This is a genomic window from Burkholderia pyrrocinia (genome assembly GCF_001028665.1).
Taxonomy (GTDB): Bacteria; Pseudomonadota; Gammaproteobacteria; order Burkholderiales; family Burkholderiaceae; genus Burkholderia; species Burkholderia pyrrocinia.
Map to the genome: position 1 here is coordinate 2300671 of NZ_CP011504.1, position 18176 is coordinate 2318846.

At 67.5% G+C, this 18176-nt stretch carries 15 protein-coding genes; 7 read left to right on the plus strand and 8 right to left on the minus strand.

Annotation, left to right across the window (positions count from 1 at the left end; genetic code table 11):
- Positions 1–97: 97 nt before the first annotated feature.
- On the minus strand, positions 98–2683 hold the full coding sequence (gene acnB / locus ABD05_RS26460) for a bifunctional aconitate hydratase 2/2-methylisocitrate dehydratase (RefSeq protein ID WP_047902941.1): 2586 nt from the start codon (positions 2681–2683) through the stop codon (positions 98–100).
- Between the two features lie 751 nt (positions 2684–3434).
- Complete coding sequence (locus ABD05_RS26470; RefSeq protein WP_047902943.1) at positions 3435–3908, minus strand: nuclear transport factor 2 family protein; 474 nt, start codon at positions 3906–3908, stop codon at positions 3435–3437.
- A 192-nt stretch (positions 3909–4100) separates the two neighbouring features.
- On the opposite strand from ABD05_RS26470, the gene ABD05_RS26475 reads away from it, so the two are divergent.
- Positions 4101–4343: a hypothetical protein gene (locus ABD05_RS26475; RefSeq protein ID WP_148669144.1), complete on the plus strand. Its 243-nt coding sequence runs from the start codon at positions 4101–4103 to the stop codon at positions 4341–4343.
- A gap of 68 nt (positions 4344–4411) precedes the next feature.
- On the opposite strand, the gene ABD05_RS26480 is transcribed toward ABD05_RS26475, so the two are convergent.
- Entirely contained in the window at positions 4412–4660 is a 249-nt protein-coding gene (locus ABD05_RS26480) for a hypothetical protein (protein WP_047902945.1), read from the minus strand.
- 650 nt (positions 4661–5310) lie between these two features.
- Positions 5311–5745 carry a universal stress protein gene (locus ABD05_RS26485; protein WP_047902946.1) on the minus strand — a complete coding sequence of 145 codons (435 nt, stop codon included), beginning with the start codon at positions 5743–5745 and terminating at the stop codon, positions 5311–5313.
- Positions 5746–6116: 371 nt separating this feature from the next.
- Between ABD05_RS26485 and ABD05_RS26490 the strand changes: the two genes are divergently transcribed.
- The 6 genes from ABD05_RS26490 to ABD05_RS26515 all read left to right on the plus strand — a co-directional run bounded on the left by ABD05_RS26490 (position 6117) and on the right by ABD05_RS26515 (position 11137).
- Positions 6117–7601, plus strand: a complete 1485-nt coding sequence (locus ABD05_RS26490; RefSeq protein WP_047902947.1) for an amidase — start codon at positions 6117–6119, stop codon at positions 7599–7601.
- 387 nt (positions 7602–7988) lie between these two features.
- On the plus strand, positions 7989–8675 hold the full coding sequence (locus ABD05_RS26495) for a hypothetical protein (RefSeq protein ID WP_047902948.1): 687 nt from the start codon (positions 7989–7991) through the stop codon (positions 8673–8675).
- Between the two features lie 123 nt (positions 8676–8798).
- Positions 8799–9629: an arylamine N-acetyltransferase family protein gene (locus ABD05_RS26500; RefSeq protein WP_047902949.1), complete on the plus strand. Its 831-nt coding sequence runs from the start codon at positions 8799–8801 to the stop codon at positions 9627–9629.
- A gap of 111 nt (positions 9630–9740) precedes the next feature.
- Positions 9741–9917 (plus strand): ribbon-helix-helix protein, CopG family, encoded by a 177-nt coding sequence (locus ABD05_RS26505; protein ID WP_047902950.1) that lies wholly within the window; start codon positions 9741–9743, stop codon positions 9915–9917.
- A 1-nt stretch (position 9918) separates the two neighbouring features.
- Entirely contained in the window at positions 9919–10269 is a 351-nt protein-coding gene (locus ABD05_RS26510) for a VOC family protein (RefSeq protein WP_047902951.1), read from the plus strand.
- A gap of 7 nt (positions 10270–10276) precedes the next feature.
- Positions 10277–11137: a class I SAM-dependent methyltransferase gene (locus tag ABD05_RS26515; protein ID WP_047902952.1), complete on the plus strand. Its 861-nt coding sequence runs from the start codon at positions 10277–10279 to the stop codon at positions 11135–11137.
- A gap of 14 nt (positions 11138–11151) precedes the next feature.
- Here the strand turns inward: ABD05_RS26515 and ABD05_RS26520 are convergent, their stop codons facing one another.
- The 4 genes from ABD05_RS26520 to ABD05_RS26535 form a co-directional block, all read right to left on the minus strand.
- Positions 11152–15993, minus strand: a complete 4842-nt coding sequence (locus ABD05_RS26520; protein WP_047902953.1) for an NAD-glutamate dehydrogenase — start codon at positions 15991–15993, stop codon at positions 11152–11154.
- 189 nt (positions 15994–16182) lie between these two features.
- The gene (locus ABD05_RS26525) at positions 16183–16371 is read right to left on the minus strand and encodes a 4-oxalocrotonate tautomerase (protein WP_011354745.1); all 189 of its coding nucleotides are present in this window, start codon (positions 16369–16371) and stop codon (positions 16183–16185) included.
- A 59-nt stretch (positions 16372–16430) separates the two neighbouring features.
- Positions 16431–17207, minus strand: a complete 777-nt coding sequence (locus ABD05_RS26530; RefSeq protein WP_047902954.1) for a class II aldolase/adducin family protein — start codon at positions 17205–17207, stop codon at positions 16431–16433.
- Positions 17182–18075: an urea transporter gene (locus ABD05_RS26535; RefSeq protein ID WP_047902955.1), complete on the minus strand. Its 894-nt coding sequence runs from the start codon at positions 18073–18075 to the stop codon at positions 17182–17184. Before ABD05_RS26535 ends, ABD05_RS26530 begins: the two co-directional genes overlap by 26 nt.
- Positions 18076–18176 lie beyond the last annotated feature (101 nt).

Sequence of the window (18176 nt, forward strand, 5' to 3'; positions counted from 1 at the left end):
GAGAGCCGCATAAAAAAATGGCGCCGCAGGCATTCAGCCTGCGGCGCCATTGCGTGGCGCTGCGGCGGCAACAACCCGCCGCAGTCCGGCAGCGTGCTTACAGCTGCACGGTGTCGGCCACTTCCTTGAAGTCTTCGATCTGGTCGAAGTTCATGTACTTGTAGATCTTGTCGCCGTTGGCGCTGAGCACGCCCATGTCGGCCATGTACTCGTCCTTGGTCGGGATCTTGCCCAGACGCGAGCAGATTGCCGCCAGTTCCGCCGAGCCGAGGTACACGTTCGTGTTCTTGCCGAGACGGTTCGGGAAGTTGCGGGTCGACGTCGACATGACCGTCGCGCCTTCGCGCACCTGTGCCTGGTTACCCATGCACAGCGAGCAGCCCGGCATTTCCGTACGCGCACCGGCCGTGCCGAACACGCCGTAGTGACCTTCTTCGGTCAACTGCTTCTGGTCCATCTTGGTCGGCGGGGCGACCCACAGCTTGACCGGGATGTCGCGCTTGCCTTCCAGCAGCTTCGACGCCGCACGGAAGTGGCCGATGTTGGTCATGCACGAGCCGATGAACACTTCGTCGATCTTCGCACCAGCCACGTCGGACAGCGTCTTCACGTCGTCCGGGTCGTTCGGGCACGCGACGATCGGCTCGTGGATGTCGGCGAGGTCGATCTCGATGACGGCCGCGTAGTCGGCGTCGGCATCCGGCGACAGCAGTTGCGGGTCGGCCAGCCATTGCTCCATCGCCGCGATGCGGCGCTGCAGGCTGCGCGGATCCTGGTAGCCCTGCGCGATCATCCACTTCAGCAGCGTGACGTTGCTGTTCAGGTATTCGATGATCGGTTCCTTGTTCAGGTGCACCGTGCAACCGGCGGCCGAACGCTCGGCGGACGCATCCGACAGCTCGAACGCTTGCTCGACCTTCAGGTCGGGCAGGCCTTCGATTTCGAGAATGCGGCCCGAGAAGATGTTCTTCTTGCCTTGCTTCGCGACCGTCAGCATGCCTTGCTTGATCGCGTACAGCGGAATCGCGTTGACGAGGTCGCGCAGCGTGACGCCCGGCTGCATCTTGCCCTTGAAGCGGACCAGCACCGATTCCGGCATGTCCAGCGGCATCGTGCCGGTGGCGGCCGCGAATGCGACCAGGCCCGAGCCTGCCGGGAAGCTGATGCCGATCGGGAAGCGCGTATGCGAATCGCCGCCGGTGCCGACGGTGTCGGGCAGCAGCATGCGGTTCAGCCACGAGTGGATCACGCCGTCGCCCGGACGCAGAGCGATACCGCCGCGCGTGCTGATGAAGTTCGGCAGCGTCTGGTGCGTCTTCACGTCGACCGGCTTCGGATAAGCGGCGGTGTGGCAGAACGACTGCATCACGAGGTCGGCCGAGAAGCCGAGGCACGCGAGATCCTTCAGTTCGTCGCGGGTCATCGGGCCCGTGGTGTCCTGCGAGCCGACCGAGGTCATCTTCGGTTCGCAGTACGTGCCCGGGCGGACGCCCTGGCCTTCCGGCAGACCGCATGCGCGGCCGACCATCTTCTGCGCGAGCGAGAAGCCCTTGCCGCTGTCGGCCGGCTGGTGCGGCAGGCGGAACAGCGTCGACGGCGCGAGGCCCAGCGCTTCGCGTGCCTTCGCGGTCAGGCCGCGGCCGATGATCAGCGGAATGCGGCCGCCGGCGCGCACTTCGTCGAACAGCACGTCGGACTTGACCTGGAATTCGGCGATCACTTCGCCGTTCTTCAGCGCCTTGCCGTCATACGGGCGCAGTTCGACCACGTCGCCCATTTCCATCTGCGACACGTCGAGTTCGATCGGCAGTGCGCCTGCGTCTTCCATCGTGTTGTAGAAGATCGGCGCGATCTTGCCGCCGAGGCACACGCCGCCGAAGCGCTTGTTCGGCACGAACGGGATGTCTTCGCCGGTGAACCACAGCACCGAGTTGGTAGCCGACTTGCGCGAGGAGCCGGTGCCGACCACGTCGCCCACGTACGCGACCAGGTGGCCCTTTTCCTTCAGCGATTCGATGAACTTGACCGGGCCGCGCTTGCCGTCTTCTTCCGGCGTGATGCCCGGGCGCGCGTTCTTCAGCATCGCCAGCGCGTGCATCGGGATGTCCGGGCGGGTGGTGGCGTCCGGCGCCGGCGACAGGTCGTCGGTGTTGGTTTCGCCCGTCACCTTGAAGACGGTGACGGTCAGGCTTTGCGGCACTTCCGGACGGCTGGTGAACCATTCGGCGTCGGCCCAGCTTTGCAGCACGGCCTTCGCGTGCGTGTTGCCCTTGTCGGCGAGTTCCTTCACGTCATGGAACTGGTCGAACATCAGCAGGGTTTTCTTCAGCGCGTCGGCGGCGACGGCCGCGACTGCGTCGTCGGACAGCAGTTCGATCAGCGGCTGGATGTTGTAGCCGCCCAGCATCGTGCCGAGCAGTTCGGTGGCGCGCTCGCGCGAGATCAGCGGGCAGGCGGTCTCGCCCTTGGCCACGGCGGCCAGGAAGCCGGCTTTCACGCGGGCGGCTTCGTCGACGCCGGCGGGCACGCGGTAGGTGATCAGTTCGACCAGCGTCTGCTCTTCGCCGGCGGGCGGGTTCGTCAGCAATTCCACCAGTTCGGCGGTTTGCTGAGCCGTCAGCGGCAGGGGAGGAATACCGAGCGCGGCGCGGGCGGCCACGTGAGCACGAAAGTTTTCAAGCATGGGGAGACCTGCTGATATGGCGTTTGAGGGGAAGGCCTTTCCGGCACTCCGAGGCTGTTCCAGGCACTGCTTTGAGCGGGATTCTAATCTCAATGCTCTGGAACGTCAAATGTCTTATGTCTTATATAAGAGTTGCGGCGCAAGACGCGGGGGAGCGTGGTCGCACGGGGGCGTTGGCCTTTCCAGGCGTGCGCCGGCGGTTGGCCTGAGCGCCTTTGCGGGCAGGGTATTCCGCGTGGTTCTTGCGGTTGTCGGCTGGGAGCGAGGCGATTTGGGGCGGGTTGCCCGGCTGCGGTTTGGGGTCGTCGGCGGACGGTGGATCGACCCTGTCGGGGCTGGCTTTCGTGATGTGGAACAGAGGCGGACCGTGCGAGGCCGCGCCGGACGACGGCATGTGCCCGGCCAAGGAAGCCCTTGGTCTCGATTCCGGGATCGAGACCAAGGGTTCAACGATTCACGGTATCGCGGACGCGGTGACGCCGGCCGTATGATGCGGCGACAAGCGCTGGATCGACTTCCAGGACGGCGCGATGCTCCCTGTCGCCAAGGCGGGCTCCGGCGGTGTCATGCCGGCGACTTGTCCGAACAACGAAATCGCGGTCGCGAGTTATCGCTATGGCATAGGGCGCGTCGGGCTCGCCGGCTCGCACCCCCGAAGCCGCTGAATGCTTGCATTGCCGGTGCCGTCTTACGAGCCCGGACGGCATTCCGACCTCATCAACGCCACGATGAGGCAATAGCGGCGCGTGTCCTATCTCCGCTTCGCCCGATACGCGTCGAGATTCTTCCGCGCCTGCGCGCGGATCGCGCGTTGCACGAACGGCGTCCAGCCGAGCAGGGCGCCCTTCAGCCCAAGCGCCTGACGCGCCCAGCGCCACAGGTCGAAAGTGTCGCGATGCTCGGCGATGAGCCCGTCGCGGAACCGGAAACGTGCGTCGATCCGGTTGACGACCATGCGGCCGGTAGTCGTGAACCTGTAGTGCGCGACCCACTGGGCGCGCCCGGTCTGTTCGTCGGCGTCGACCTCGCCGAACGTCAGCGAAAATTCCTGCGCGCGCGCCACCAGCATGCGCCACATGTCGCGCGCGAGTTCGCCGCGCAATTCGCCGAACGCGGGATCGCTGAAGACGATGTCGTCGGCATAGCAGGCGAGCATCGCGTCGATGTCGCGCTGCTGGAAGGCCGTGTAAAAGCGCTGGATCAAATCGGTGTTGGGGTGACTCATCTTTTGATTGGCTGTCGTTGTAGATGAAGCGGCGTCTCGACGCGACGGCCCGATGATATCGGGCAAGCCACTGTATCGGAAATCAAACGGGCGCTGCGCGATGTGAGCGACAGTACTGCACGAGATGCCGGTTTCGACCCGCTGCTGTGTCCGGTTCCGCCTTCGGTGCAAGGCGACGATCGCAGCGAGTACATGAACCACGACGCATACGAGATCGTCGGCGACATGCCGGTTCATGTCGGCGGCGCGTGCTACATCGGCCGGCTGGTCCACTGGTTTGGTTATTACGGCAAGGATGGCCTGATGGCGCAGATGCCGATGCGTCTCCCCGGCAACGATACGGACCGCGAGCAGACGTTCAGCGCGAACGGCGTCCGGACCGTGGCCTCCGTCGGAACGGCGATCGGGAAAATGACGATAAACCGCGGGAACTGACGTGGGCGCTCGTGGCTTCGGTCCAGGCGTTCGGACTTGAACGCGACCGGAACGTCACCGGATTCGCGTCAACGGTTCGCCATCGCGACGTCCTGATTGCCTCGCCCGGTCACCAGGCAACCCGACATGAACGCCTCGCGCTGGCTGCTGGCGGCTGCTTCGCCGAAGCCGCGGCCGAGCGCGTCGGCCTTCACCTGCGCGGCACCCTGTTCGCATGCAAGCGGGCTGGCGTCGCGGCCCTGCGCATGCAGGATCGCGCGATCGGCAATGAGATATGCCAGCAGCGCGAAAACAGCGATATGTACGGCTCGTCTCACGGTTCGTCTCCTCGTCGCTCAAGCGTAACGCGGACACGTTCGGCGAAGCACTTGGGGGTTCCCCCGGTAAACGTCTGCTGAATCGGTGGCGGGGCTGCGTGATCCTGTCCCGTTTTTCGTGTTTCGCGTGCAAAAGGAAGGGGGACTTCAGGCCGGCGGCAGGCAGACGAGGATTGGCCCGCAGCGCGGTAATCGCGCGACGGGTTTCGGCACGACAGGCGCGTGATTCGCGCGAGTTTGACGAATGTCAGGTTACGGGCAGGCGGGGACGGTCGCGCTGCCGCTCAAAGCGATAGCATGAATGCATGATTTGACGGAGCGCGATGACGGATGAATGCATCGGTTCCGGCAAGCAGGTGCGTGTTGAACATCGCTGTCGAAATAGTGAGGAATCCAAATGTTGAACGTCTCTTCCGTGCTGATCAGTCTCGCTCCGATGTGGGCAATCCTGCTGGTTGCGTCTTCGGCGGCCGCCTATTTCGTGTTCTGGCGCAAGGTCATCGAATAAGCGTTGCGCGACGGGCGGTACACGTGCGATGCGCAACGCGTACACGCACTGCGCCGCTCATGCGTCCATCGCCGGTGCAAGCCTGCGGCCCGTCATGCGACCGACCGTCGACGCATCGGCGCACCGCCGCGCATCGTTCCTGTCATTGCACGGCCGTCACCGGCACATTCGAAATCCGTACCAGCCGGCCCATCACGCTGCGGCGAAACATCGACATCAGCGCATGGAGCGGATCGTGCCTCGGCGCGACGACCACGATCTCGTCGCATCCGGTCTCGGCCGCCACGGTCGCGATCGTATCGGCCACCGGGCCGACCTTCATCACGACGCTGTACTTGACGCCGGCTTCCCGCAGAATCCGCTCGGCCATGGCCAGATCGTCGGACGCGAACTTCTCCTCGATCGCGCGCAGCCGCGACAGCGGGTGATAGGCCTCGAGCCGCGTCGATTCGAGCGGCGCCTGAACGTTGATCAGCACGATCTCCGACGCGCACCGCTCGCGATACAGGAATGTCGCGTGGCGAACCGCCTGAAGCGAGCGGGGCGAGTGACCGACCGGAACCAGCAGCTTGAGCATGAACGATGTCCAAGAGAACGAGATGCTTCCAGCGTAGCGCGCGGCCGGAACGCGCAATCTAAAGAGATCGGGCGGCCGCGTAAAAATGTCGTTAACGCGTGCCGCCTCGTGTCGCGCCTATTAGAAATATAAGAAATTTAAGTTTATGCGCATAAACGATTTCATCGATCGGGGCGGCGCGGGCTGCCCGGCACGCGTCGCATCGATTTAGTCGGATCCGCAATGAATCGCGGCGGAAAATATCGGAGGTCGCCGAATCGGCGTCGCGTAGAGTAGAACATCGGCCGCGGCGCGGCCCCTCCCGGCCGGTTCGGGAACGACCGCTGCCGCCACGCGGCCCGCCATTCCAATCCGATTCCAGGAGACTCCGCATGCCGCACGGCGCCCCGCAGCTTCTCGCTCCCGCTTCCATCCCCGTCGACCCGATCGTGCGCCTGTCGGCCGGCGAGCTCGCGTCGGCGATCCGCAGCAAGGCGGTTTCGTGCGTCGAGACGATGCGCGCCTATCTCGACCACGTCGAGCGCGTGAACGGCGCGGTCAACGCGATCGTCGCGCTGCGGGACCGCGATGCGCTGCTCGCCGAAGCCGCGGAAAAGGATGCCGCGCTGGCGCGCGGCGAGTACCACGGCTGGATGCACGGGATGCCGCAGGCGCCGAAGGATCTGGCGATGACGAAGGGGTTGCGGACGACCTACGGTTCGCCGATCTTCCGCGAGAACGTGCCGCAGGCCGATTCCGTCGGCGTCGCGCGGATGCGCGCGGCCGGCGCGATCTTCATCGGCAAGACCAATACGCCGGAGTTCGGGCTCGGTTCGCACACGTTCAACGAGGTTTATGGTGCGACGCGCAATCCGTACGACCTGACGAAGAGCGCGGGCGGCAGCAGCGGCGGCACGGCGGCGGCGCTCGCGTCGCGGATGCTGCCGGTGGCGGACGGCAGCGATTTCGGCGGCTCGCTGCGCAATCCGGCTGCGTTCTGCAACATCTACGGCTTCCGCCCGTCGCAGGGACGCGTGCCGCGCTGGCCGGGCGTCGACGTGTTCGTGCAGCAGCTCGGCATCGAAGGTCCGATGGGCCGCACGGTCGGCGACGTCGCGCAACTGCTCGCGATCCAGGCTGGCTACGACCGCAACGATCCGCTGTCGCTCGCGGAAGATCCGGCCGTGTTCGCGCAACCGCTCGACGCGGACCTGCGCGGCAAGCGCATCGCGTGGGTCGGCGACTGGAACGGTTATCTCGCGACCGAGGCCGGCGTGCTCGCGCAGTGCGAGCAGGGGCTGGCGACGCTGCGCGAGATCGGCTGCGACGTCGATGCCGCGCTGCCGGCGTTCGCGCCCGACCGGATCTGGCGCCTGTGGCTCGCGCACCGGCACCTGCTGTCCGGCGGTGGGCTGCTCGCGCACTATCGCGACCCGGCGCGCCGCGCGCTGCTGAAGCCCGAGGCGATCTACGAGGTCGAAGGGCTGCTTGCGATGCCGGGCGCGGCCGTGTTCGACGCGAGCGTCGAGCGCACCGCGTGGCACCAGGCCGTGCTGAGTTTCTTCGACCGCTACGACTTCATCGCGGCGCCGACCGCGCAGGTGTTCCCGTTCGACGTCGACCAGCGCTGGCCTAAGGAGATCGCGGGCCGTGCGATGGACACCTATCACCGCTGGATGGAAACGGTCGTGCCGTGGACGCTGGCCGGCTGCCCGGTGATCAACGTGCCGGTCGGCTTCAACGACGCGGGGCTGCCGATGGGGATGCAACTGATCGGGCGTCCGCGCGCCGATCTCGCCGTGTTGCAGCTCGCACGCGGCTACGAGCAGGCGGCCGACTGGGTCGGCCAGCGGCTGCCGGCGTGGATGGCTGCGTAAGGTCGCGGCCGGCCGGCAGCCGGTAGCGGGGTGACGAAACGGGCGGCGGCGAGCTGTCCGTTTTGCTTCGATCTCTGAACGGGATGTTTGTCGGCACCCGGCACCCGGCACACCGGCGACGAACGCGTTTCCTGTCCGCGATGCGTTTGCGGTACCGCTCGCAAAGCCCGAAACCCGCCTGCATTGATGCCACCGGAGAACGAATTCCGGCACACGCCCGATATCGCGCAGCAACCGCGGACGAATCCGCTCGACAGGGCCCGTCGTTCGCGGAATTGCAAGCGGCCGCGCGGCGCGATTTCGTTTCGATGTGTTTCAGTCGTTGCGGCGGCGCGCGACGCGCTTCGACAATATCGGCCTCAATCATTCCGGCACGAGGGAAAACACATGAAGCACATTCGCGCGACGGGCAGGCACCTGGCCTCGGCAGGCATCGCATTCGGCATCCTGGTGAGCGGCGCCGCGCACGCGCAGCTCGACTTGCAGTCGCTCGGCGCGTCGCTGCTCGGCGGCGGCCAGCAGCAGGCGGCACCCGCGCAGGGCGGCGTCGCGCAGTTGCTGCAGGCGTATGTCGGTGCGAACCAGCAGGTGCTGTCCGGCCAGTCGTCGCTCGCGTCGGCGATGGGGCTCACCGGCGCGGCCGGGCAGGCGCAGCAGGCCGCGGGTCAACTGGCCGGCGGCAATGCGCTGACGCCGGCCGCGCTGTCGCAGATGGGCGGCGCGCAGCAGTCGGTGTCGCAGGCGCTCGGCCAGGCATTCGCGAGCGGCGGCGCCTCGCACGGCCCGATCGACAAGCAGGCGTTCAGCAACGGCCTCGCGTCGCTCGGCCAGGGGCTCACGCAGTATTCGCAACTGCAGTCGGGGCTCGGCAATCTCGGTTCGACGAGCGCCGCTTCGCTGCTGCAGTCGGGCCTGAATCCGCAGAACATGCAGGCCGCGTCGTATATCGCGCAAAGCGCGCCGGGCCAGTTGCAGTCGCTCGCGGCGACGCTCAGCCAGGCCGTGCAGTTCGCGACGAGCCAGGGCATTTCGGTGCCGTCGGTCGCGTCGTCGGCGCTGAAGCTGCTGCCGTAACGTTGCGCGGGGCCGCGCGCGGTGCGGTGCCGGCATCGCGCGCGACGACGGACAATCGCCCTGCACAACATGGGGATTTCGCACGATGCTATCGTGGCGTGTCCCTTTTATCGGTGCAGGTTCATGACTGACTCGTTCGACCTCTCGCGCTATTTCTCCCGCATCGGCTACGACGGCCCGGCCGAGCCGACGCTCGACGTGCTGCGCCGCCTGCATCTGCTGCACCCGCAGGCGATTCCGTTCGAAAACCTCAATCCGCTGACCGGCGCGCGCGTCGCGCTCGACCTTCCCGCCATCGTCGACAAGGTGATCGGGCGCCGCCGCGGCGGCTACTGCTTCGAACTCAACAAGCTGTTCTACACCGCGCTCACGACGATCGGTTTTCGCGTGACGCCGCTGATCGCGCGCGTACGCTGGATGCGGCCGCCCGAGATCGTCACCGCGCAGACCCACATGCTGCTGCGCATCGATCTCGACGGCGCGGCCTGGCTCGCGGACATCGGCTTCGGCAGCGCGACGCTGACCGCGCCGCTGCGCTTCGTGCCGGGCGAGCGGCAACTGACGCCGCACGGCGCGTTTCGCGTGGTCGACGCGCCGGTCGACGGCGAATTCGACATGCAGTTCGAGATCCCCGACGGCTGGCAGACCACGTACCGTTTCTCGCTGAAACCGGCCGAATGGATCGATTACGACGCCGCGAACTGGTTCACGTCGACGTATCCCGAATCGATCTTCGTGAACGACCTGATCGCGTGTCGCGTGCTGCCGGACGGCCGCGCGGCGCTGCTCAACACCGCACTGACGTTGCGCGACGCGGCGGGGGCCGGGCGCACCGTCACGTTCGACGACGCAGCGGAGTGGGGCGCGTGCCTGCGCGACACGATCGGCATCGATACGGCCGGATTCGATCTCGACGCGCTGTTTGCGCGGCTGGCGGCGCGCGCCGCGAAGTAACCCGAACGCACGGTATTCGAAGGCGGCCCGCACACGGGCCGCGCCCGATCACGCGATCCATCGCCATCACCCGTACTTGATTTTTGCTAGATTACTAGCATACTAGCTTCCATGACCGACGAAGAAGTGAAGCAATTCAACGTGTACCTGCCGCTCGGCCTGATCCGGCAGGTCAAGCATCGCGCCATCGAAACGGAGCAATCGCTGTCCGCGCTGGTGGCCGACGCGTTGCGCGCATACCTGGCCGCGCCGCAGCCGGGCGCGAGGCCGTCCACCGAGGAGGAGTGACATGTCATCCGAGCGAATCGAAGCCGTGTACCTGACGACGCACAACTGGGGCAAGTCGGCGAAGTTCTTCCAGGCGCTGGGCTTCACGCTGGAATTCGAAACCGATCACAACTCGGGCCAGCTCCGCAGCGGCGACGGCCCGTTTCTGTTCATCGCCGAAGTGCCGCCGGGCGAGACGCCCGGCATGCAGGTCGTGCTCAAGGTGCCCGACGAGCAGGCGGTGCGGCCGCAGCCGATCGTCGATGTCGTCACGCCGTTCGAGGACACGCACTGGGGCACGCGCGACATGACCGTGCGCGATCCCGACGGTCGCGTGTGGCGCCTGCAGGCGCCGGGCAAGCAGGGCGCGTGAGGCCGCTATGACCGATACCCGCGAAGACGCCCCCGACAGCACCGCCGCACGCGTAGCACTGTGGCGCGCGCTGCACGTCGAACTCGACGCGCCGCCGCACGTGCTCGCCGATGAAGTCGGGCTTCGACTGCTCGCGCCGGCGCCGGGCTGGCAGCAGCGCGGCGACATGGATCCGCAGTTCACGCGGCCGTTTCGCGCGTCGATCGTCGCGCGGGCGCGCTTCATCGAGGATCTCGTGGTCGAGCAGGCCGCGCGCGGCGTGAGCCAGTACGTGATCCTGGGCGCGGGCCTCGACAGTTTCGTGCAGCGCCGGCCCGACATGGCGTCGCGCGTGACCGTCTTCGAAGTCGACCCGCCGGCGCCGCAGGCATGGAAGCAGCGCCGCCTGGTCGAGCTCGGCTTCGGCGTGCCCGACTGGCTGCGCTTCGTGCCGGTCGATTTCGAGGCGAAGCAGTCGTGGCGCGCTGCGCTCGTCGGCGCGGGCTTCGACGCCGGCAAGCCGGCGGTCGTGGTGTCCACCGGCGTCAGCATGTACCTGACGCGCGAAGCGAACGCGGCCGCGCTGCGCGAAGTCGCGTCGCTCGCGCCGGGCTCGACGCTGGCGATGACGTTCCTGCTGCCGCTGGAGAACGCGGACCCGGACGTGCGCCCGGGGCTCGAAATGGCCGCGAAGGGCGCGCGCGCGAGCGGCACGCCGTTCATCAGCTTCTTCATGCCTGCGCAGATCCAGGCGCTCGCGCTGGAGGCCGGCTTTGCGACAGCCGGGCACGTGTCGGCTGCGGAGCTGACGCGCCGCTATTTCGCCGATCGCACGGACGGCCTGCGGCCGCCGAACAACGCGGAAGAGCTGCTGGTCGCGACGGTCTGACCCTGCCCGAACCGTTACGCGCGTTCGAGCACGGCCATCTCCCGCACGATCACGAGCAGCACCGCGAGGCTGGCGCCGCCCGATGCGCGCAAGTCCGCGAGCAGGTGCTCGTAGCGCGCGAGCGCGGCCTCGCGGCGCTCGCGCCACGCGCCGACGATCGTCTCCGGCGTGGTCGAATCCGGCGATTCCGCGAGCGCGCTCGTCGCGAGCGTGCGCTTCAGGCGAGCGATTTCCGCGAGTGCGGCGGCACGCGCGAGCATGTCCCAGTGCGTCGGCGTCGGCAGCGTCGACGCGCGTTCGCCGATCCACCCGTAATTGAGCAGCGTGCCGAGCGAGAAATAGACGCCTGCGACGAGTTCGAGGCTGCGGTTGCAGGTCGCGGCCACTTCGGCGATGTCGAGCAGCGCGGCCGAGATGTCGCCGCTCGCGACACGCACCGCGAGCGCGCTGTCGACGCCGGCTTCGACCAGCACGCGCTGCCGCTCGGACAACGCATCGAGCGCGTCGGCCGGCAGCAGCGACGGCAGTTGCGGCGCGAGCCGCTGCGCGGCGTCGCGGCAGCGCGCGATCAACTCGGCAACGCCGCCGTTGGCCACCGCGCCGGACTGCAGATGACGCAGGAACCATAGCGCCGCGCGCTCCAGCAACCGCGCGACGTCGACGAACATGCGCGCCTGCACGTCGTCGGCGACGCGGTTGTCGAGCGCGTCGATGTCGCGCCATACCGCATCGAGGTCGAACACGTCGCGCGCCATGATGCATGCGCGCACGATGTCGCCCGGCTTCGCGTCGGTTTCCTCCAGCAGCCGGTGTACGAACGCGCAGCCGACGCGATTGACGAGCGCATTGGTCAGGTGCGTCGCGAGTATCTCGCGGCGCAGCGGATGGCGGCGCATCGGTTCGCTGAAGCGTTGCTGCAGCGGCGTCGGGAAGTAGTCGACGAGCATCGCGGCGACGAGCGGATCTTCCGGCACGTCGGATTCGAGCAGCGCGTCGTAGAGCCACATCTTGCTGTACGCGAGCAGCACCGCGCGCTCCGGCGACGTGAGGCCGAGCTTCGCGGCTTGCCGCTCGGCGACTTCGTCGTCGGTCGGCAGGAATTCGATCACGCGGTTCAGGCGGCCCGCGCGTTCGAGCCAGCGCATCAGGCGCGCCTCGGCGTCGAGCAGCTCGACCGCATAACGGCCGGCGATCGACAGCGCCTGCGTCTGGTAGTAGTTGTCGCGCAGCACCAGCAGCCCGACTTCGTCGGTCATCTCCGCGAGCAGCGCGTTGCGCTGCTTCTCGGTCATCTCGCCGTCGGAGACGACGAGCCCGAGCAGGATCTTGATGTTGACTTCGTGATCCGAACAATCGACGCCGGCCGAGTTGTCGATCGCATCGGTGTTGATGCGGCCGCCGCGCTGCGCGAACTCGATGCGGCCGAACTGCGTGCAGCCGAGGTTGCCGCCTTCACCGACCACCTTGCAGCGCAGGTCCGCGCCATTCACGCGCACCGCGTCGTTCGCGCGGTCGCCGACCTGCAGGTGGGTTTCGCGCGCGGCCTTCACGTAGGTGCCGATGCCGCCGTTGTACAGCAGGTCGACCGGCGCCTGCAGGATCGCGCGGATCAGCTCGGTCGGCGGCAGTGCCTGTGCGTCGATGCCGAGCGCGGCCTGCACGGCCGGCGACAGCGGGATCGTCTTCGCGGTGCGCGGATACACACCGCCGCCCGCCGAGATCGCGGCCGGATCGTAATCGGCCCAGCTCGACCGTTCGAGCGCGAACATGCGCTGACGCTCCGCAAAGCTGATCGCGGGATCGGGGTTCGGGTCGAGGAACACGTGCCGGTGATCGAACGCGGCGACGAGCCGGATATGCGGCGACAGCAGCATCCCGTTGCCGAACACGTCGCCCGACATGTCGCCGACGCCGACCACCGTGAAGTCGGTCGTCTGCGTATCGATGCCCATCTCGCGGAAGTGCCGCTTCACCGATTCCCACGCGCCGCGCGCGGTGATCGCCATTTTCTTGTGGTCGTAGCCGACCGAGCCGCCGGACGCGAACGCGTCGTCGAGCCAGAAGCCGTATTCGTGCGAGATCGCGTTCGCGTAGTCGGAGAAGGTGGCCGTGCCCTTGTCGGCGGCGACGACCAGATACGGATCGTCGGGGTCGTGGCGCACGACGTCGGGCGGCGGCACGATCGCGTTGCCGACCAGGTTGTCGGTGAGGTCGAGCAGGCCGCGCAGGAACGTCTGGTAGCACGCGATGCCTTCGCGCATCCACGCTTCGCGATCGCTCGGCGGCGGCGGGTTCTTCACGACGAAGCCGCCTTTCGAGCCGACCGGCACGATCACGACGTTCTTCACCATCTGCGCCTTCATCAGCCCGAGCACCTCGGTGCGGAAATCCTCGCGGCGATCCGACCAGCGCAGCCCGCCGCGCGCGACGCGCCCGCCGCGCAGGTGCACGCCCTCGACACGCGGCGAATACACCCAGATCTCGAACATCGGCTTCGGTTCGGGCAGGCCCGGCACTTTCGCCGGATTGAACTTGAACGACAGGTAGGGTTTCGATTCGCCGTTCGCGTCGAGCAGGAAGTAGTTCGTGCGCTCGGTCGCGTTGATCACGCCGAGGAACTGGCGCAGGATGCGGTCCTCGTCGAGGTTCGGCACCTGGTCGAGCGCAGCTTCGATCGCTTTCAGCAGCCGTTCGGCCTGTACGTCGCGCGTGTCGCCGGTGCGCGGATCGAAGCGCAGCAGGAACAGCTCGACGAGTTGTCGCGCGATCGCCGGATTGCCGGTCAGCGCGCGCTCGATATACGCGTCGCTGAACGTCGAGCCGACCTGCCGCAGGTATTTCGCATACGCACGCAGGATCGTCACTTCGCGCGCGCTCAGGTGCGCGCGCAGCACGAGGCGGTTGAAGTCGTCGTTCTCGATCCGGCCGCTCCAGATCCTGTCGAACGCATCCTCGAACAGGCCTTTCACGCGCTCGATGTCGAACTCGGTATCGTCGGCGAGCTCGAGCCCGAAGTCGTGCACCCATGCGTGCGCGGCGTCCTGCGTCTGGATCCGGTATGGCCGTTCCTCGTCGACGCGCACGCCGAGATGCTCGAGCATCGGCAGGCTGCGCGACAGCGCGATCGGGTCGCCCGCGCGATAGACCTTGAAGCGGAACGCGCGCGCCTCGGCCTCGATCGGCCGGTACAGGTTCATCGCGAGCTGGCCCGTATCCTTCACGCGCTCGATCAACTCGATGTCGCGCACGGCCGTGCGCGCCGGATAGTCGTCGCGATAGCCGGCCGGGAACGAGTCGGCATAGCGCTGCAGCAGGCGGTTGCCTTGCTCTTCGCCGAATGCGTCGAGCAGCGCGTCGGCGAGATCGTCCTGCCAGCGGCGCGCCACCTGCACGAGCCGCGTTTCGAGCTCGCGCGTGTCGACGTCGGGCATCGTGCCCGGTTCCGCATGCACGACGAAATGAATGCGCGCGATCGCCGATTCCGACAGCAGCGGCGTGAATTCGACGTTCACGCCGTTGTATGCGTCGACGAGCAGCTTCGCGATGCGGCGGCGCAGGTCGGTGTTGTACTTGTCGCGCGGCACGAACACGAGGCACGACACGAAGCGGTCGAACCGGTCGCGGCGCACGAACAGGCGCGTGCGCTGGTGTTCCTGCAGCCGCAGGATGCCGAGCGCGATGTCGTAGAGCTGGTCTTCGTCGGCCTGGAACAGTTCGTCGCGCGGGTAGGTTTCGAGCACCGTCACGAGCGACTTGCCGAGATGCCCCTTCGGCAGGAAGCCCGCGCGCCGCACGATGTTCGCGCACTTGCGGCGCACGATCGGGATCTCGGCGCTCGACACCATGTATGCGGTCGACGTGTAGAGCCCGATGAAGCGGCGCTCGCCGGTGACCTTGCCGTCGGCGCCGATGAGCTTCACGCCCACGTAGTCGAGATAGCCGGGCCGGTGCACGGTCGCGCGCGAATTCGCCTTGGTCAGGAAGATCGGCCAGGAGCCGGTGATGATGTCGGCGGCGGCCGGCGGCAGCGGCGTCACGTCGGGCGCGCCCGACGTGCGCAGCGATTCGCGCAGGATGCCGAGGCCGGTGCCCTCGATGCCGCGCAGGCCGAAGCCGGTACCGTCCGACACGAGCGCGTAGTCGCGGTGGCCGAGGAACGTGAAGTGATCGGCGGACATCCATTCGAGGAACGCGCGCGCCTCGATGTCTTCCGCAGTCGATTCGCGCGCCTTCATGTCCTTGATCGTCGCGCGCGCGATGTCGACGATCTTCGGCCAGTCTTCCACCGATGCGCGCACGTCGCCGAGCACGTGCGCGATGTCGTTGCGCAAGGTGTTGAGCAGCGCTGCATCGCCGCAACGATCGACTTCGAAATGGATGAACGACGCGAGCTGCGATTGACCATCGCCGGGCGTCGCGCCGCCCGCGTCGACGCGCTCGATGCCGCCGTTGGCGCCGCGCCAGATGCGGAACACGGGGTGCAGCGCCGAATGCAGCGCGAGCCCGAGGCGGTTGACGGCCATCGTCACCGAGTCGACGAGGAACGGCATGTCGTCGTTGACGATCTCGATGACCGTGTGGTCGGAGTGCCAGCCGTGCTGCTCGAGGATCGGGTTGTACACGCGCAGCCGCTCGCTGCCGGGCACGTATTTCTGGGCGGTTTGCCAGTGCGCCATCGCGGCGCCGTACAGGTCGGCAATGCCGCGGTTCTCGAGATCGTCGGCGTCGACGAAATCGTAGTAATGACGCAGGAAAGGTTCGACGATCCGGAACGTGGCTTCGGGCAGGCGCCCGCGCGCGAATTCGACGACGTCGGAGAGCAGGTGTGCGACGACTTCCTCGTTCTTCGCTTCCATGGCGGTCTCCCGGGTGGCCATTGGCTGCTGCGTCTGTCCGGCATTATGCGCCGATTGCGTGACAAAGCGATGTGCGGGCGCACAACGGGAGGGCGCGTGAAGCGGGAGCCTGCCGCGCCCGTGGCGCGGCGCTGCAGGGGGTGACTCAGCGCGATGCTGGCGGCGCGGAAGCGACTCCGGTTTTCACGCTCAGCGCTCGTCGCTCCACAGCTTCCCGGCCGTCGCCCAGTTCTCCTTCTTCACGTCGGTCAGGATGATGTCGACCGAGCCCGGCGCGCAGCCGAGCGTCTCGCACGTGACGCGCGTGATTGCTTCGACGAATTCGCGCTTCTGGTCGACGGTGCGACCTTCGAAGAGCTGGATATTGAAAGTCGGCATGACAGGTGCTCCGGTTGGGTTTGAACGATTCGGCCGCGATTGTGGCGAGGGGTGCGGCGTCAGTCGCGATACGACGGGTCGATCCGGTCGAGCCGGCGCAGCAGCGCCGGCCATTCCAGTTCGCCTTCGATCGCGCCGCCGTCGCGCAGTTGTTCGGCGGTGCGGTCGGCGACGGCCGGGTCGGGCAGCACGAGCGGCCCGCCGCCTGCCTGCGCGCGGACCTGGATGTCGCACGCCTTGATCAGCGTATCCATCAGTACATAGGCTTCGGCAACGGTGCGGCCGACCGTCAGCGTGCCGTGATTGCGCAGCAGCATCGCGGATTTCGCGCCGAGGCTCGCGGTCAGACGCGCGCCTTCGGCCGGCGAGAACGCGAGCGCCTCGTAGTCGTGGTACGCGAGGTCGCCGTGAAAGCGCAGCGCGTGCTGCGATGCGGGCAACAGCCCGTCGCGCTGGATCGACACGGCAATCCCGGCCGTATTGTGCAGATGCATTACGCACACGGCGTCGGCGCGCGCGGCATGTACGGCCGCGTGCAGCGCGAAGCCCGTCACGTTGACCGCGTGCTCGCTGTCGCCGATCCGGTTGCCGGCCAGGTCGATCTTCACGAGGTTCGATGCGCGGACCTCGTCGAACGCGAGGCCGAACGGGTTGATCAGGAAGTGGCCGGGTTCGCCCGGCACGGTCGCGGAAAGGTGCGTGTAGATCAGGTCGTCCCAGCCGTTCAGCGCGACGAGCCGATACGCGGCGGCGAGGTCGACGCGCAGCCGGCGTTCGGCGTCCGAGATCGGGCCGCCGGGTTTCACGGTATCAGGACGGTGTGCGAATGACGACATCGGGTTCTCCGAGGGTGAAGCGGCGCGCGACGGCCACCGTGACCCACGACGCGAGCGCGAACGGGGCCGTGAATGCGGGGATGCCCGCGCGCGTCGCGAGCCACTGGATCAACGCGGCGAGTGCGGCGGCCGCGAACGCCGCGCGCGGGCCGCGCGGCATCAGCGCGAGCGCGGCGAGCGCGCCGTTGAAGCCGAGCAGGCCGTCGGCGAACGACGTGCCGTTCGCGCCGAGCGCGAGCAGCAGTATGGTCGACACGACTGCGCCGCCGAGCGCGAATGCGGCGGCGCGGCGCGACGCGGCGGCGATGCCGGCGACAATCAGCGCGCCGGGCCACGCGCCTTGCGCGAAGGTCGTCTGCGCGACGCCCGAGAGCAGCGCGTCGGCGACGGAAGACGGCGTCAGTGCCGCGCCGACCGCGGCGTCGCCCGCATGCTGCAGCACGACAAACGGCAGCCACAGCGCGGTGACGGCCAGGCACGGGCTTGAATACGGGCACTGGCGCCAGCGGGCGAGTGGCGCGCGCGTCGCGCGCTGCACGAGTGCCGCGCCGATCGCGACCAGCGGGATCAACGCCAGGGCAGCGAGCGAATAGGGCGCGAACAGCACGGCAATCAGCGCGGCGAGCGCGCCGTTGAAGCCGTGCAGCCCCTGTTCGACGTCGCGCCGCTCGGCGCCCGTCAGCACGGCGGTCATGCTGGCGGCGGCCGAACCGATCAGCGCCGCACACGCGAGCCGTATGTCGGTCAACACCAGCGCGGCGAGCAGCATCGCGCCGGTGAGCGCATTCGCCTGCAGTACGATCTGCCCGATGCCGCGCAGAAGGATGCGCAGGTCGATCGACGGCGAAGCGGGGCGGGCGGTAGGCATGATGGCGGCCGAACAGGACGAGCCGCGAGCATAGGACACAATTCCATGCACCGGAATAGGGAATCCTGGATAGTCAGGATTTGTGGGTGATGCCCCGAACT

Excerpts from the sequence above, each read along its gene's own strand:
- acnB (WP_047902941.1), bottom strand. The coding sequence starts at position 2,683 with ATGCTTGAAAACTTTCGTGCTCACGTGGCCGCCCGCGCCGCGCTCGGT.
- ABD05_RS26470 (WP_047902943.1), bottom strand. The coding sequence starts at position 3,908 with ATGAGTCACCCCAACACCGATTTGATCCAGCGCTTTTACACGGCCTTC.
- ABD05_RS26475 (WP_148669144.1), top strand. The coding sequence starts at position 4,101 with ATGAACCACGACGCATACGAGATCGTCGGCGACATGCCGGTTCATGTC.
- ABD05_RS26485 (WP_047902946.1), bottom strand. The coding sequence starts at position 5,745 with ATGCTCAAGCTGCTGGTTCCGGTCGGTCACTCGCCCCGCTCGCTTCAG.
- ABD05_RS26490 (WP_047902947.1), top strand. The coding sequence starts at position 6,117 with ATGCCGCACGGCGCCCCGCAGCTTCTCGCTCCCGCTTCCATCCCCGTC.
- ABD05_RS26495 (WP_047902948.1), top strand. The coding sequence starts at position 7,989 with ATGAAGCACATTCGCGCGACGGGCAGGCACCTGGCCTCGGCAGGCATC.
- ABD05_RS26500 (WP_047902949.1), top strand. The coding sequence starts at position 8,799 with ATGACTGACTCGTTCGACCTCTCGCGCTATTTCTCCCGCATCGGCTAC.
- ABD05_RS26505 (WP_047902950.1), top strand. The coding sequence starts at position 9,741 with ATGACCGACGAAGAAGTGAAGCAATTCAACGTGTACCTGCCGCTCGGC.
- ABD05_RS26510 (WP_047902951.1), top strand. The coding sequence starts at position 9,919 with ATGTCATCCGAGCGAATCGAAGCCGTGTACCTGACGACGCACAACTGG.
- ABD05_RS26515 (WP_047902952.1), top strand. The coding sequence starts at position 10,277 with ATGACCGATACCCGCGAAGACGCCCCCGACAGCACCGCCGCACGCGTA.
- ABD05_RS26520 (WP_047902953.1), bottom strand. The coding sequence starts at position 15,993 with ATGGAAGCGAAGAACGAGGAAGTCGTCGCACACCTGCTCTCCGACGTC.
- ABD05_RS26525 (WP_011354745.1), bottom strand. The coding sequence starts at position 16,371 with ATGCCGACTTTCAATATCCAGCTCTTCGAAGGTCGCACCGTCGACCAG.
- ABD05_RS26530 (WP_047902954.1), bottom strand. The coding sequence starts at position 17,207 with ATGTCGTCATTCGCACACCGTCCTGATACCGTGAAACCCGGCGGCCCG.
- ABD05_RS26535 (WP_047902955.1), bottom strand. The coding sequence starts at position 18,075 with ATGCCTACCGCCCGCCCCGCTTCGCCGTCGATCGACCTGCGCATCCTT.